This is a genomic window from Streptococcus taoyuanensis (assembly GCF_029589235.1).
Classification (GTDB): domain Bacteria; phylum Bacillota; class Bacilli; order Lactobacillales; family Streptococcaceae; genus Streptococcus; species Streptococcus taoyuanensis.
Genome location: NZ_JARQVW010000013.1, coordinates 47,830 through 60,563, shown reverse-complemented (window position 1 = coordinate 60,563; position 12,734 = coordinate 47,830). Strand labels below are relative to the sequence as shown.

Sequence of the window (12,734 nt, the reverse complement as noted above, 5' to 3'; positions counted from 1 at the left end):
CAAGACGCAGTGGTTGAGTGGGCTCTACTACGCTGATTTCATCAGCTTTTACAGCCCTACTCAACTGTGCGGAGGTGAGACGACGAAATCAAATTCTAACGAATTACCGATTTCTGTCCCACTCTCTCTATTTTGATGATTCAGTTTCATCCTTTAAGAGCTCTTTCTTCACGCGCACCGTACTCTCATACTCAGCCCCAGCTAGACGGTCAAAGGGAAAGCGACGATTGAGTAAGACGATGGCAAGAGTGAGAATCAGGTACAATAAAAGCATAAAGAAGAGCAATAAAATCATGGACAGGGTTAAGAGGGAATTGTCCGTCAAGTCGCTATTCAAGAGCGAAATCAAATAGAACAACCCTTGAGGAATCAGATAGAAATAACCTACTACTAGGATTCCCCGCCAGATGGTGCGAAGCCATTTTTGCTTGTCAAAATGCAAGCGGAATTTCAATAAAGCCATTCCCAAGGTTTTGCCCCGCCACAAGGGAATCAAACCAAAATAAACAGCCAAAACCGCTACATAAGGAATCGTCTCCAAACGCTCGATTACCTCGTAAAGCAAGGATAGCATCACAAAGTCGATCAAGAAGGCAAGACCCATCCGAAAACCAGATACTCTGGTCCCTACTCGGAAAGAATGTTCGTCAATTTCGTCTCGTGTTGGCAATAACCAAACCAGGAACCAACCGAGCAAATAGCCCACTCCACCACCGGTAGTATTTTGAATAATATCATCGACATCTGCTAGGCGGTAAGGACCCGGATACAGAAAATAGAGACCTGATAACTGGGTCAGTTCCAAAAAGAGACTAAAGAGGGCTGTTAGGAGAATCGTTTTCTTAAAACCACACTTGAAATAATAGCGTAGATACATCCCAAAAGGAATCAACATCAGGACATTAAAGGCAGGCACATAAAAAGTTGGATGCTTAAGGGCTTGAATCCAAGTACCAGTCTGCGCTAAATCAAAGGGGCTCTCCTTGAAAAAATCCACCACAAAAGCAAAGGGATGGAGATTGACCATTTCCGAGTAGCTAGTATGAATCTTACTTGGATCCGGCAGAGGCAAAATCACCAGCAGATAGACCGTCATCAAGTAAAGCATAAAAGAATAGAAAATCAGCACCCGCAATTTATTGACCGAACCATATTTTCGATAATTCAAAATCATGTAGGGCAAGGTCAGCAAAAATGCAAAAAAAGGAAAGAGCTGAACAGCTGTTTTGATTGTAGAGATATACCCCATTGTGTCTCCTTTTTTCGTTATAAAATCACCCTTTGCACAATGACAAAAGGTGATTTCTTCATTGATATAGAATATTATACGGCCTGGTAGAGGAAGAGTCAAGGAAGAGGAGTTCATTTCATTTTTTGAGCTCCTTATTGAACTAAAATCAGAATTCTCTCACTGTAACATCCTTAGTATAAAATAGGAATCACAAGACTATCCTATTCGCTAGAATTTCAATCATCTCATCTGAAACTTTTCCCACATCAATTGCTTTACTATTTAGTATGGATGGCACAGCATAAGATAGCATTAAGGAGATAATATTACGAATGATTCGTTCGTTAGGCCAATTAACCAGCTCCCCTTTCCCCTTATAGTTATCTAAAATAGGATTGAGTGGCGTTACAATATTGTTCTGAACGATACTCCCTGTTTTTTCAAACAAAGATGAATCAATTAAACACCTTGAAAAGAGAATTTTAATAATATCTCTATTGTTGATCAGAAAATTTAGTCGATCTTCGAACATACTCCGAAAAAAACTGTAACACTTTCATCGTTACACAGAACTTTTTGATCAGTAAACAATTCAATTGTTTCAGGTATGACCTGATCAAAAAACAAGAGAAGAAGCGTATTGAGTATACCTTCTTTTGTTTTAAAATAGCTAAAAACAGTCCCTTCTGATACTTCCGCTCGGCGTGCAATGTCAAGCGATGTAGTTTTTTCAAAACCGATTTCGGAAAACAAGGTTAAACTGGCAATTAGAACACGTTTTTGTTTATCACTCAATCTCATGAGTTGAATATGACGAACACAAGCTTGATTTAGATCAACCATTTTCCTTTCCTCCTCACTCCTCTTGAATCACAATCACACGTTTTCCTCTGGTATGCCCTTTTTCAAGATCCTTGTATGCTTCTTTTATTTCGGGTAATGAAAATGGATAGATTTTATCCAAACGAACTGAAATTTCCCCTTTGGAAACAAGCTCTGCAAGCGATAGGAAGTCATCATATTGTGAATGCCGTGGGCCTGTAAATTGAGCTCCTTTCAAGATAGCAGAAGGAGATGGAACCAGGGTAGCAATTTGATCACCTCGTAAACCCAATTGGAAGCCTAATTTTACATAGTCTCCCCCGTAACAATCCAACATCTTGGTAACAGTTACTCCTGAAAGTTCTTGAATTTTTTCTTTGATCGATTCATGATAGGAAATCGGGATGGCACCGATCGATCTGAGGTAGTCCGCATTACCAGCACTAGCTATTCCAATAACTCTGGCACCTTTTGAAACAGCATATTGTACTGCAATCGATCCAATTCCTCCAGATGCACCTGAAATGACAATTGTATCCTTAGTTCCAATATTAATTTTTCGAAAAGTTCCTCCTACCGTTAAGGAACTAACCCCCAAGACTGAGCCATGCAAAAAATCAATATTAGATGGCATAGAAGCGATCTCCGTCTCCTTCACACAAATCTCAGTTGCTAATGCTCCTCTTTTTGAACCAAGACCAGGTGCACTTATAATCGTCCCAAAGACTCTATCTCCTACCGAAAACTGAGTCACACTCTTACCTACTTCAATGATAGTCCCAGCAAAATCACGTGCAACTCCTCTAGGGAATAAAGAAGAAGCTTTCTCAAACCATCTACTAGGATGCTTTAGTTTCATTAAAAGGGATAACATCCGAAGCTGTTTAACACCCTCAAAAATTTTATAATCCACCGGATTTAATCCTACGGCAGCTACCTTGACCCTCACTTGATTTTCCTTTAGTGGTTCTGGTTCTACTTCTGCTAATTCTAAGACATCTATATTACCAAATCGGTGAAATTGAACCGCTTTTACAGTCATACAATACATACCTCCATCACAAAATTGAGTGATCACTCAATTTTTGATTATTATAGCATACAACTAGACACTATTCAATGATAGCTTCAATTAAAAGAATGCAAAAAATTTTTATCAAAAAAAAGCGCCCAAGATTCTCCTCTTGAGCGTCTGTTAGGAATGACCCTACCCTGCATTTACTATATCAGGAACTTTTAACTCTCCCCTTCAAGATATTACTTCCGATAAAGACCAATAGATAACTCACAATCCCTGAAAGATGCAATAGCGTTGAGATCCAGCCGGTGATGGCCGGTAAGAGCATGAAGCCAGATAGAAAAACTAAGAATAGATAAAACAGTTTTACGGAGAGTGAAAACTCTTTCCACATATTTGGCAGGAGCAAGACTCCCCCGGTTACAAAGGCATAGCCTACAGCAGAGATCCCTGTTGCCTGAATGTCCTGCGCCTGCGTTAGGAGGTGAAAAACGATGGAAGAGAGAGCTGTCGCCGTCACAAAGACGATCAAGACTTGCCTGGAGCCTCTTTTTCTTTCTAGCAGTCCACCAAAAGGAAGGACCATGAGTCCATTTAAAATCAAATGGACCCATAAAAACCAGACAGGGGCTCCTTTACTGCCATGCATCAAGGTCCCACTGACATACTGCCAAGCATAGGCCGGCTTCGAATGAAAGGCCAATAGGTCATACATAGCATCCCCATAAAAGGAAGTCAACAGGCCGAGCAACAAACAAGTTAAAGACAAAGTACTGACAACGGGGTAGGTTTTGAGGATTCTTTTCATGTTTCTCTTCTCTTTTTCAAAAAATAGCGTTACGATGTATCCATTCACGACCATTATACCATTTATTTTATTGGAGACAGAAAACTTTTTGGCTTCTTTCGTTTCAAATCTTTGCTGGAAAGCCTGAATGTCGTGACCTATTAGTCGATCATTATTCAGACCTCATCCCTATTATTAGAATGCCGGAGCGGATATTTGACTTTCCATTTCAGAGGGTATATACTTATGTTAATCTGAACTAAATAGTTTTAATTTTTTAAATGAACTGTCTTCAATTCAGATTAAAAAACTATTTACTTAACGGAGGTGGCGCTATGTCATTAGAAGATAAATTAAACCAAGTTAAAGGTTCTGTTAAGGAAGGTCTCGGTAAAGTAACCGGCGACACAAAAACAGAAGCTGAAGGCGTTGCTGAAAAAGTTGCATCAAAAGCTAAAGAAGTTGCTGAAGATGCAAAAGAAGCTGTTGAAGGAGCTATCAAGGGTGTGAAAAACATCCTTCACAAAGACGATAAATAATCCTTAACGTTCTAAAACCACCCTATTTTCTACAGTCCTATTTGACTAGGGAAGATAGGGGGGTTTTTGTTTTTCATTCATCTTAGGTATAGAAAAAAGAGCACCTCGAAAGGTGCTCTTTATAACGATTGTCTTTCTTTTAAAGAAAGGTTTACTAAATGGTGCTGCTTTACGATCTTTTAAGTTTTTATGTTATCGCTTTATCTTGAAACAGAATAAATTTTGATTGACTCATCCCTTTCAACATCCTCACCTCCATTTTCGACACCATTCATATAAATCAACGCTATTTAAAGTATCGTTTTGTTTTTCTTAATTGTGCAATATTAATATAGAGATGGATGACAGCCGTTATAAGGACACCAACTAACTGCACTTCACCAAGGATGATAGATAGGGCAAATAAGAGGATATAGACAGATGGTAAGATTAGCTGATTGAGTTTGAACAAGATTAAATAAGCCTCTTCCATTTCCGCTTGTTTCTCTCCCTCGTCATACGTTTCTAGATAGTCTAATACCTCTTTTGGTGTGGCTAAAATAGAGATCTGGTAATTACGAATTTTGCTTGTTGTTTTGACGCAGAAACTTCCAACAAGAATGGTTAATACCGCTAAGAGAAAAACTGATAACGGAAGATCATGACTAGGTAACACGGTAACCAAACTGAAAAACATACTAACTTGCAAAACATTGTAAGCAACTGTCCCATAATCTAAAGAGCGATACATCTTGATATAAGCCAGCTCATTTAATTCATCATCTTCTTCTGCTAGGTAGCTATCATAAGCTTTCCTACTATTCATAATAAAATAAAGAGCTACTATGGTCGATAGTATTCCCAGACAGAAAAAGAAGGTCGTCAAAACAAACTGTACTTGCTCTTGAGAAATGTTTAAATGAAGATTTGTGAAGGCAGCACCAAACATTCCGATTAAACCACCCAACAATAAACTTCCTAACAATAGTAATAAATGTTTCTTTTTCATTTTCCATCTTCTTTCTAAAATAAACCAAGTAGCCCTTGAACCAGAGCATGACCAAATCCAAAGCTAGCTGTTAACACTTGATCACCAAAGCTATTCAGGAGAATGGCAACTATATAGAAAAATAGGATCTTGTACCCTGATTTTTTGATGATCTCTTCCAGAGATTCACTTCCCATCCAGCCAGCTAAAAGAGCATAACTTATCACTGTGAGAAGACTAATTTCTATCGAAGAAAGAAAAAGCAAAACGACTAATGCACGAACCATCAGGGGATCTACCTTGAAATAATTAGCGATACCCGCACAAACCCCTGCAATTTCTTTGTGTTCGGTATCTACTTGAAAATCTGCCAAAAACTCTTTCATAATCTTACTCCTTTTATACTTTTTCTCTTTCTTTTACTTTCTTTTCTATCCGCTCAAATACTAAACTAAAAATCAAGCTACTCCAGAAAAAATAATTACTGTCTAAAATGTGAAACCATCCCAGCAAGGTCCCGATCATCATCGAAACATTTGCTACAAAGGCAATGATACAAAGATAATAAATTACTCTATATTTGTTCATGATTCTTCCTCCTCTAAGCGAAATACCGACTCTACTGGCTCATGAAATATCTGAGAGATTTTCAAGGCGATAATAATAGAGGGGGTATACTCATCACGCTCTAGCAAACTAATGGTCTGCCTAGATATACCTGCTAGCTTTGCAAGCTCGGTTTGGTTTAAACCATCACGAGCGCGAAGCTCTTTTAAACGATTTTTTAGCTTCATATTTACCATTGTCATCAAACTCAGCCACTTCGCTTAGATATCCCAAAAATGGTAGAATCTGATTTTTCCTCCTTTGTTATTATATAAGATATTATTACCGATATCCTCATAGTTTCTCCGTTCAAAGTCTTATTTCTTTAACTTGATTACATTGTAACATATCTTTTTATTTTTGACAATGATAATAGTCAAAAATATCATTATTTTTGTCATTTTGTAAATGATTTAGGTCAAAACTCTTATCCTGAATAAGAATTGATTTGATATTTTTCTAAATAGAGATGAAATGGATACTTGAAATCAAAAAAATAACGGGGTCAACTTTGTATTTTTGAAACAAAAAAAGACATCCAAGAGAATACTCTTGAATGTCTGTAAACGTTGATAGTATCGTGTTGATTAACGTTTTGAGGCAATTGACTTCGTCGAATGGCAGCCGTAATTGTAAGCGGCTAAAGCCACAACAACTACGTCAACTACCACAATTTAGTATGAAAATACAAAAAGAACACCTCGAAAGGTGCTCTTTGTAAGTATTGTAATTCTTTCGAATTAACGTTTACTAAATTGTGAAGCTTTACGAGCTTTCTTAAGACCTGGTTTGAAAAGTATGGTTTTCAGTTGAACTAAAAACAGCACAAAATAAAGTCTTTTAAGAACGGTACCTACTAATTAATTTCATAAAATATTAATCAATATTTTTAAATAGGGGAATTTCTTAATTCAGAACCTTCATTCATACCATAACCCCACTTATCCTAATAAAGTTTGGAGAATTGGAATAACAATGATAAATAGAACCGTACTTAGAGTCACCACATTCGTAGAGAATTCCACATCTCCTTTTCCCTGATTAGCAAGGATTGGGAGAACAGCTAGAGCTGGTGTAGCGGACTGAATCATAAAGGTCTTAAATTCTACTGTTGCCATATTTGGGGCAAAGAATTTCAATACAAGAAGCATGATCAGAGGAGCTAGGATAAAGCGTCCAACCAAAGTGACAATTGTATCTTTATCAAAAGCAATAGTATTCAGGCCTGCCTTTGCAAGAACAATACCGATGTAAATCAGAGATAGCGGAGTGACGATATTTCCAACATAAGTTAAGGTATTCGTTGCGAAATCTGGAATAGAGATTCGGAGAATCAAAAATAGTAGCGCTACAAGAAAACCTATAAGCGGAGCTGGTAGCAATTTCTTCCAGTCAAATTTAGTTGTCTCCTTGCTTTGACCCGCTTTACTGTCGCTCGTCATCAAATACACGCCCAATGTCCAGGTGGAAATCGTGTTAGTGATATAGTAAATTAAGAAATAAGGAAGAGCCTGATCACCAAAAAGAGCAACGTTTAAAGGTAAACCAATAAAAATAGTATTGGCATTCACAAAGGTATTAATCATGGTTCCTCGACGTCCTGGACGGACTTTGAAAAGGACAACTGCAATATAAGCTACGATATATCCCAAGATAAATGCTACAAAAGTATAAAGGAGGCCTCCAGAAAGACTGATTAGTTTATCTAGTGTTAGGTATTTCATCACCGACACAAAGATTGAAGCTGGCAAGGCAACATTCATGATCAAACGAGATAGGTTTGCTCCAAAACTATCTCCAAACCATCCCTTCACCTGAAGAATATACCCCAAAATGATGATAGCGATAATCGGAATGATACTCGTAATCGAGGTTAAAAAAAGTGACATAGGTATCCTTTCTAAATTACTTAAGTCCAGAGCCCATATAAATCTGTCGCTAGAGAAGGATAGGCAAAAATAAATATTTGAACATCCTGCATCGTCACATCAAGATTGATGAGAATGGTTAGATAAAATGAATTATTTATATTCTGGATACCATTTCAAATCACGTACCGCTTTAGCCATATCTGTTTCTTGAGCACGCGCAAGACCTTGTTCTTGCGCTTTTTTAGCAACTGCTTCTGCTACTTTGATAGAAACATCAGCTACATACTTGAATGGAGGTAAGACTGGTGCTCCTGGTTCGCCTGGATTGACAATCCCACTCAATGAATGTGCGGCTGCTCCAATCATTTCATCCGTCAAAAGACTCGCTTCAGAAGCCAGCATACCAAGTCCAAGACCTGGGTAAATCAGGGCATTATTCGCTTGACCAATCACGTAGTCCACACCTTTATAGGAAACTGTACCAGCTGGAATTCCTGTTGCAACAAATGCTTTTCCGTCTGACCATTCGATCAAATCTTTGGCACTTGCCTCAGCTAGTTTGGTCGGGTTTGACAATGGGAAAATGATAGGACGTTCAGTGTTTTCACACATAGCTTCTACAATTTCTTTTGTGAAAGTATTCGGCTGAGTTGAAGTTCCCACAAGAATGGTTGGTTTAACCGTCTTCACTACTTCAAGAAGGTCCGTCAACTGATCTGCATTGGCAAAATCAGAACGTTTCTTAGCAAATGGTTTTTGTTGCGGCGTTAAGTCATCCATATCATCAAAAAGGAGACCTTGTTTGTCGACCATAAAGAAGCGTTTATAAGCTTCTTCTTCAGGTAGACCTTCACTAACCATTTCACGAAGGACACGAGAAGCAATCCCTGCACCAGCAGTCCCACCACCATAGCAGAGATAAACTTGATCCGTTAATTTTTCACCTGTAATATCCAATGCCCCAAAGATCCCACCTAGGGTAACAATACCAGTTCCTTGGATATCATCGTTAAAGGTTGGGATTTGCTTCCGGTATTTTTCAAGGATGTTAGCAGCATTTAAGCGACCAAAATCTTCCCAGTGCAGATAGAGTTTAGGGAAGAGGCGTTCTGCAGTTTGAACAAATTGATCGATAAAATCATAATAACGATCTCCACGCACACGTTCGTGACGATTTCCTAAGTAATTAGGATTGTTACGCAATTCTTCACGGTTGGTACCTGCATCAATGACCAAAGGAAGCACCGTTGAAGGATCGATTCCTGCAGCTCCAGTATAGACCATCAATTTCCCAACAGAAATATCAACACCATTTGTACCCCAGTCACCAATACCGAGAATACCTTCTGCATCTGTCACAACAATAAGACGAATTTCGCGATCCCCAGCAGCATTTTTCAAAGTGGCTTCAATATTTTCAGGATGATTGATATCAAGATATCCCGCATATTGGGGATCTACAAAGAGGTCACTATAGCCTTCAATGGTATCTGCAATGGTTGGATCGTATACAATTGGATTAAATTCCTCCAAATGTTGAGAAAAGAGGTAATAGAAAAGAGTCCGGTTGGTGTTAAAAATTTCCATTAGGAAAAGACGCTTTTCCAAATCATTGGCTTTTGTTTGCATTTGTGCATAAGTTTGCGCCGCTTGTTCTTCAATCGTTTGAACATACGGTGGCAGTAAACCAATAAGGCCTAGTTCCTTTCGCTCCTCTAAGGTAAAGGCAGTTCCCTTATTAAGGAAAGGATTGTTTAAAATATCATGTGCAGTCATAGTGCAACCTCCTTTTTACCTCTATTATACTACTTAAATGAATTGTTTGGAAAACTTTGTCGTTTAAAAAATACGATTATGTACGTATATGTTATAATGAGTCTACGAGAACAATTTTCTAATAAGCTCTTTTATACTTAAAACACTATTATTGATGATATTTCAAGTTGTTAAATTTTATAAAGTCCTGAACTCATGAAACTCTTGATGATCACTCTTTACTAAAAGTTACAAGTATAGCAAAATAATTATACAAATTGGCAATCCTGATTAAAATTAATATCACATAAGTCCCTTAAACAATACTTTGTACTTTTTAATGTGTTTTTTTGTCATGCAAAACTTGTATTCTATTTATATGACAACTAAAAACTATTTACAACAGTACATTTCCCAAAAAGTGAAATATTTTCGAACACAAAACAAAATGAGCCAGGAAGAACTTTCGGAACAAGCGGGACTTGGGCTTAAGTATATCAACCAACTCGAAAACCAAAATGTGAATCTGACCATTCACAGTCTTGAAAAAGTGATTGACGCCCTAGAGATGACCCCAGAGGAATTTTTCAATTTTGATAGCCTTGAATCAACCTCTGATAAGACCGACAATCTTGCACTCAAAAGAATCAACATGAAGATTAAACAGCTCCCTATTGATAAACGAGAAAAGATGTTGGTCATTTTTGAAAGTATCTTAGATAATCTTTGAGATTCCTGACTCACTTACATTTTAACCAGCGAATACTCGTATAGTCAAATTGTAGGATACGGATAAATTTTATTTATCTGGCGATTTCCACTTATTTTTTCTCCAATTAATGAAAGTGAGCTCCTATGAATTTAAAAGATCTACAATATTTTCATGACCTCTGCCAGCTTCAATCCTATACGGAAGTAGCAAAACTACATAAAGTCAGCCAACCATCTATTTCTTATGCCATCAAGCGCTTAGAGGAATCTTTTAATTGCAAATTGATTCACCATGATCCTTCACATCGTTCCTTTAAATTAACTCCTCAAGGGCAAATCCTTCTAAAGCATACAGAAAAGATCTTATCTGAGGTTATTTCTACTCGCAAAGAAATTAATCGCTCCTTGGCACAATACTCTACTGTAGGATTCCCTCCTATTATCATTCAGTACCTCTTTGCTGCCTTAAACGAAAAAGATAAATTCGATTTTTTAAAAAAGGTACGCCCTATCCGCGGTGGCTCCGTAGAGTTATTAAATCTTCTCCTCAAGGGAGAGCTTGATGCAAGCCTACTCGGCTTGATTGAACCACTCAATCATCCTTCAATAGAGACACATGAACTCTTTCATAAAGAACTGTATGTCGTTTTATCTAAGAACCATCCTCTTGCTACTGTTCCTTCCCTCACTTTTGAAGATTTAGTAGATCAATCCTTTATACTTTTAGACGAACACTTTGTTCACCTGAAAGCTTTTGAACTACTTAATCAAAAGTATCAAAACAAGGCAGAAATATTCTTTAAGACTGACGACATTGTCATCATTAAAGAACTTTTAAAGAAAGGGATTGGCGTTAGTTTACTGGCTGATATCGCACTTTCTGATGAAGATGATGATTTAATAAAAATCCCTCTAATACCGGAGGACCAGATAACATTTACAGTTTATTATGCTTATCTCAAATCAGCTACACTGTCATCAGAAGTAGAAGCCTTATTTAATCTCATTAAATCATATGAATAGAAAAAAACTCTAGCTATCAACTACCTGATAACTAGAGTTTTTTACATTATAGGTCTTAGACTAAAGTACGAAGAAATAGGATATGATCGCCGAATCTTTTCATTTACCCGATACCCTTCAAGGAGATTTCTAATTATAAATCTACAAGATGTCAATACAAAGAACACCCCGAAAGGTGCTCTTTGTAAGTATAGTTATTCTTTCGAATGAACATTTACTAAATTGTAAAGCTTAACGAGCTTTTTCCTAGCCTAGCTTGAAAAGTGTTATTTTCATACTAACTGAAAAAAACTTCACAAAAATATTTAAGAGAATTGTTACTCACATAAAATTTAAAAGAATAGATATTGATACTTTAGAGAAATTCCAGTATAGTTTCAAAGCCACCACCTTTACAGCCAACAGATTGTTATTGTTTTGAAAATTCCTTTCTAAAAGCCTCCATAAACCACAGATTCGTAACATCAAACACATCATCAAACTTTATTATGGTTATATCTTGATCTTCAATGCAAGCAAATGATAGTTTAATTTTCTTTGGGAAATGTAGAGAGCGTAAATTTAGCTTTGTTTTAAGATAAATAATTCCAAATAATTCATCACTAGCTATTATATCTCCATATTTACTTGCAATTTTTAGACTTTTAGAAAACACTTCTTTTTTAGTTCCAGAAACTGGTAATACATTCCTGTGAATCTTGAGATAAGCTTCTATCATAATTTCACTCTCTCTTTTCGAAGGCCGTAACTAGATCGTTATATACTTAAGTAGTATTATTAATCGTTTAAAAAACAAATAACATAACTATTTATAAACCTAGTCGTTCCGAATCCCAGTTTCCATACTCATCATAACCAAAACCATCAGGATCCATTGCATCGATACCACATTGTTCTAGAAATCTTGAACAGTCATGACAGTAATACACCTCATCCCTCTCATCACTACCTTCCCAATCAATTTCATTTTTTGTAAACTGTTCGCCACACTCTCTACACTCGTATAATTTTGACATAATATTACTCCTATTTCAAATTAATCATCTATATGTTCAACAAAGTCAATAATTTTTAATTTCATTGATTTTGTAATTGGTTGTTTTCTAATATTCTTAATCATTTCAGACTTAGACGTAGTTTTTAATTGTTCTTTAACTACACGTTTTGCTACTTCTTCATAACCATATCCAGCAATCGAATCTGCAGCAAAACCTAAAAAACCTAACAAAGCAATCCCACCCAACATACCAAACGGTCCAAGAGCAGCCAATGCTGTAGTTAATGCTGCTGCACCTGTTAGACCTGTTGTACTTATTGCAATTAACAACACTACAGCCGGTAAACCAAAACCTGCTAATTTCTTAACAATTGCATCCATAATAATACTCTCCTTTAAAAGATTAA

At 36.9% G+C, this 12,734-nt stretch carries 16 protein-coding genes; 3 read left to right on the top strand and 13 right to left on the bottom strand.

The window, feature by feature from the left end; translation table 11 throughout:
• Positions 1–127 precede the first annotated feature (127 nt).
• The 4 genes from P5Y91_RS08440 to P5Y91_RS08425 all read right to left on the bottom strand — a co-directional run bounded on the left by P5Y91_RS08440 (position 128) and on the right by P5Y91_RS08425 (position 3,879).
• A complete protein-coding gene (locus tag P5Y91_RS08440) occupies positions 128–1,249 on the bottom strand; it encodes a VanZ family protein (protein WP_277839249.1) in 1,122 nt (373 codons plus the stop codon).
• A gap of 495 nt (positions 1,250–1,744) precedes the next feature.
• Positions 1,745–2,074: a TetR/AcrR family transcriptional regulator gene (locus P5Y91_RS08435; RefSeq protein ID WP_277839248.1), complete on the bottom strand. Its 330-nt coding sequence runs from the start codon at positions 2,072–2,074 to the stop codon at positions 1,745–1,747.
• Positions 2,075–2,087: 13 nt separating this feature from the next.
• Complete coding sequence (locus tag P5Y91_RS08430) at positions 2,088–3,095, bottom strand: NADP-dependent oxidoreductase (protein ID WP_277839247.1); 1,008 nt, start codon at positions 3,093–3,095, stop codon at positions 2,088–2,090.
• A gap of 184 nt (positions 3,096–3,279) precedes the next feature.
• Positions 3,280–3,879, bottom strand: a complete 600-nt coding sequence (locus P5Y91_RS08425; RefSeq protein WP_277839245.1) for a rhomboid family intramembrane serine protease — start codon at positions 3,877–3,879, stop codon at positions 3,280–3,282.
• A 314-nt stretch (positions 3,880–4,193) separates the two neighbouring features.
• On the opposite strand from P5Y91_RS08425, the gene P5Y91_RS08420 reads away from it, so the two are divergent.
• The gene (locus P5Y91_RS08420) at positions 4,194–4,397 is read left to right on the top strand and encodes a CsbD family protein (protein ID WP_009732209.1); all 204 of its coding nucleotides are present in this window, start codon (positions 4,194–4,196) and stop codon (positions 4,395–4,397) included.
• A 286-nt stretch (positions 4,398–4,683) separates the two neighbouring features.
• Here P5Y91_RS08420 and P5Y91_RS08415 read toward each other — a convergent pair whose 3' ends face one another.
• The 6 genes from P5Y91_RS08415 to P5Y91_RS08390 form a co-directional block, all read right to left on the bottom strand.
• A complete protein-coding gene (locus tag P5Y91_RS08415) occupies positions 4,684–5,385 on the bottom strand; it encodes a DUF3169 family protein (RefSeq protein ID WP_277839244.1) in 702 nt (233 codons plus the stop codon).
• A 14-nt stretch (positions 5,386–5,399) separates the two neighbouring features.
• Positions 5,400–5,750: a PspC domain-containing protein gene (locus P5Y91_RS08410; RefSeq protein WP_277839243.1), complete on the bottom strand. Its 351-nt coding sequence runs from the start codon at positions 5,748–5,750 to the stop codon at positions 5,400–5,402.
• A gap of 13 nt (positions 5,751–5,763) precedes the next feature.
• Positions 5,764–5,952, bottom strand: coding sequence for a hypothetical protein (locus P5Y91_RS08405; RefSeq protein ID WP_013904663.1), 189 nt, complete (start codon positions 5,950–5,952; stop codon positions 5,764–5,766).
• On the bottom strand, positions 5,949–6,158 hold the full coding sequence (locus P5Y91_RS08400) for a helix-turn-helix transcriptional regulator (RefSeq protein ID WP_031576108.1): 210 nt from the start codon (positions 6,156–6,158) through the stop codon (positions 5,949–5,951). The genes P5Y91_RS08405 and P5Y91_RS08400 overlap by 4 nt, the downstream gene beginning before the upstream one ends.
• Before the next feature lie 753 nt (positions 6,159–6,911).
• Complete coding sequence (locus P5Y91_RS08395) at positions 6,912–7,859, bottom strand: AEC family transporter (protein ID WP_277839241.1); 948 nt, start codon at positions 7,857–7,859, stop codon at positions 6,912–6,914.
• A gap of 132 nt (positions 7,860–7,991) precedes the next feature.
• Complete coding sequence (locus P5Y91_RS08390; protein ID WP_277839240.1) at positions 7,992–9,617, bottom strand: malolactic enzyme; 1,626 nt, start codon at positions 9,615–9,617, stop codon at positions 7,992–7,994.
• Between the two features lie 358 nt (positions 9,618–9,975).
• On the opposite strand from P5Y91_RS08390, the gene P5Y91_RS08385 reads away from it, so the two are divergent.
• Both P5Y91_RS08385 and P5Y91_RS08380 read left to right on the top strand, forming a co-directional pair.
• A complete protein-coding gene (locus P5Y91_RS08385) occupies positions 9,976–10,326 on the top strand; it encodes a helix-turn-helix domain-containing protein (RefSeq protein WP_195550327.1) in 351 nt (116 codons plus the stop codon).
• Positions 10,327–10,451: 125 nt separating this feature from the next.
• Positions 10,452–11,330, top strand: coding sequence for a LysR family transcriptional regulator (locus P5Y91_RS08380; RefSeq protein WP_195550326.1), 879 nt, complete (start codon positions 10,452–10,454; stop codon positions 11,328–11,330).
• A gap of 409 nt (positions 11,331–11,739) precedes the next feature.
• Here the strand turns inward: P5Y91_RS08380 and P5Y91_RS08375 are convergent, their stop codons facing one another.
• The 3 genes from P5Y91_RS08375 to P5Y91_RS08365 all read right to left on the bottom strand — a co-directional run bounded on the left by P5Y91_RS08375 (position 11,740) and on the right by P5Y91_RS08365 (position 12,708).
• On the bottom strand, positions 11,740–12,048 hold the full coding sequence (locus P5Y91_RS08375; protein WP_195550325.1) for a hypothetical protein: 309 nt from the start codon (positions 12,046–12,048) through the stop codon (positions 11,740–11,742).
• Positions 12,049–12,139: 91 nt separating this feature from the next.
• Positions 12,140–12,346, bottom strand: a complete 207-nt coding sequence (locus P5Y91_RS08370; RefSeq protein ID WP_195550324.1) for a hypothetical protein — start codon at positions 12,344–12,346, stop codon at positions 12,140–12,142.
• Between the two features lie 20 nt (positions 12,347–12,366).
• Complete coding sequence (locus tag P5Y91_RS08365) at positions 12,367–12,708, bottom strand: hypothetical protein (protein WP_195550323.1); 342 nt, start codon at positions 12,706–12,708, stop codon at positions 12,367–12,369.
• Between the last annotated feature and the right edge of the window lie 26 nt (positions 12,709–12,734).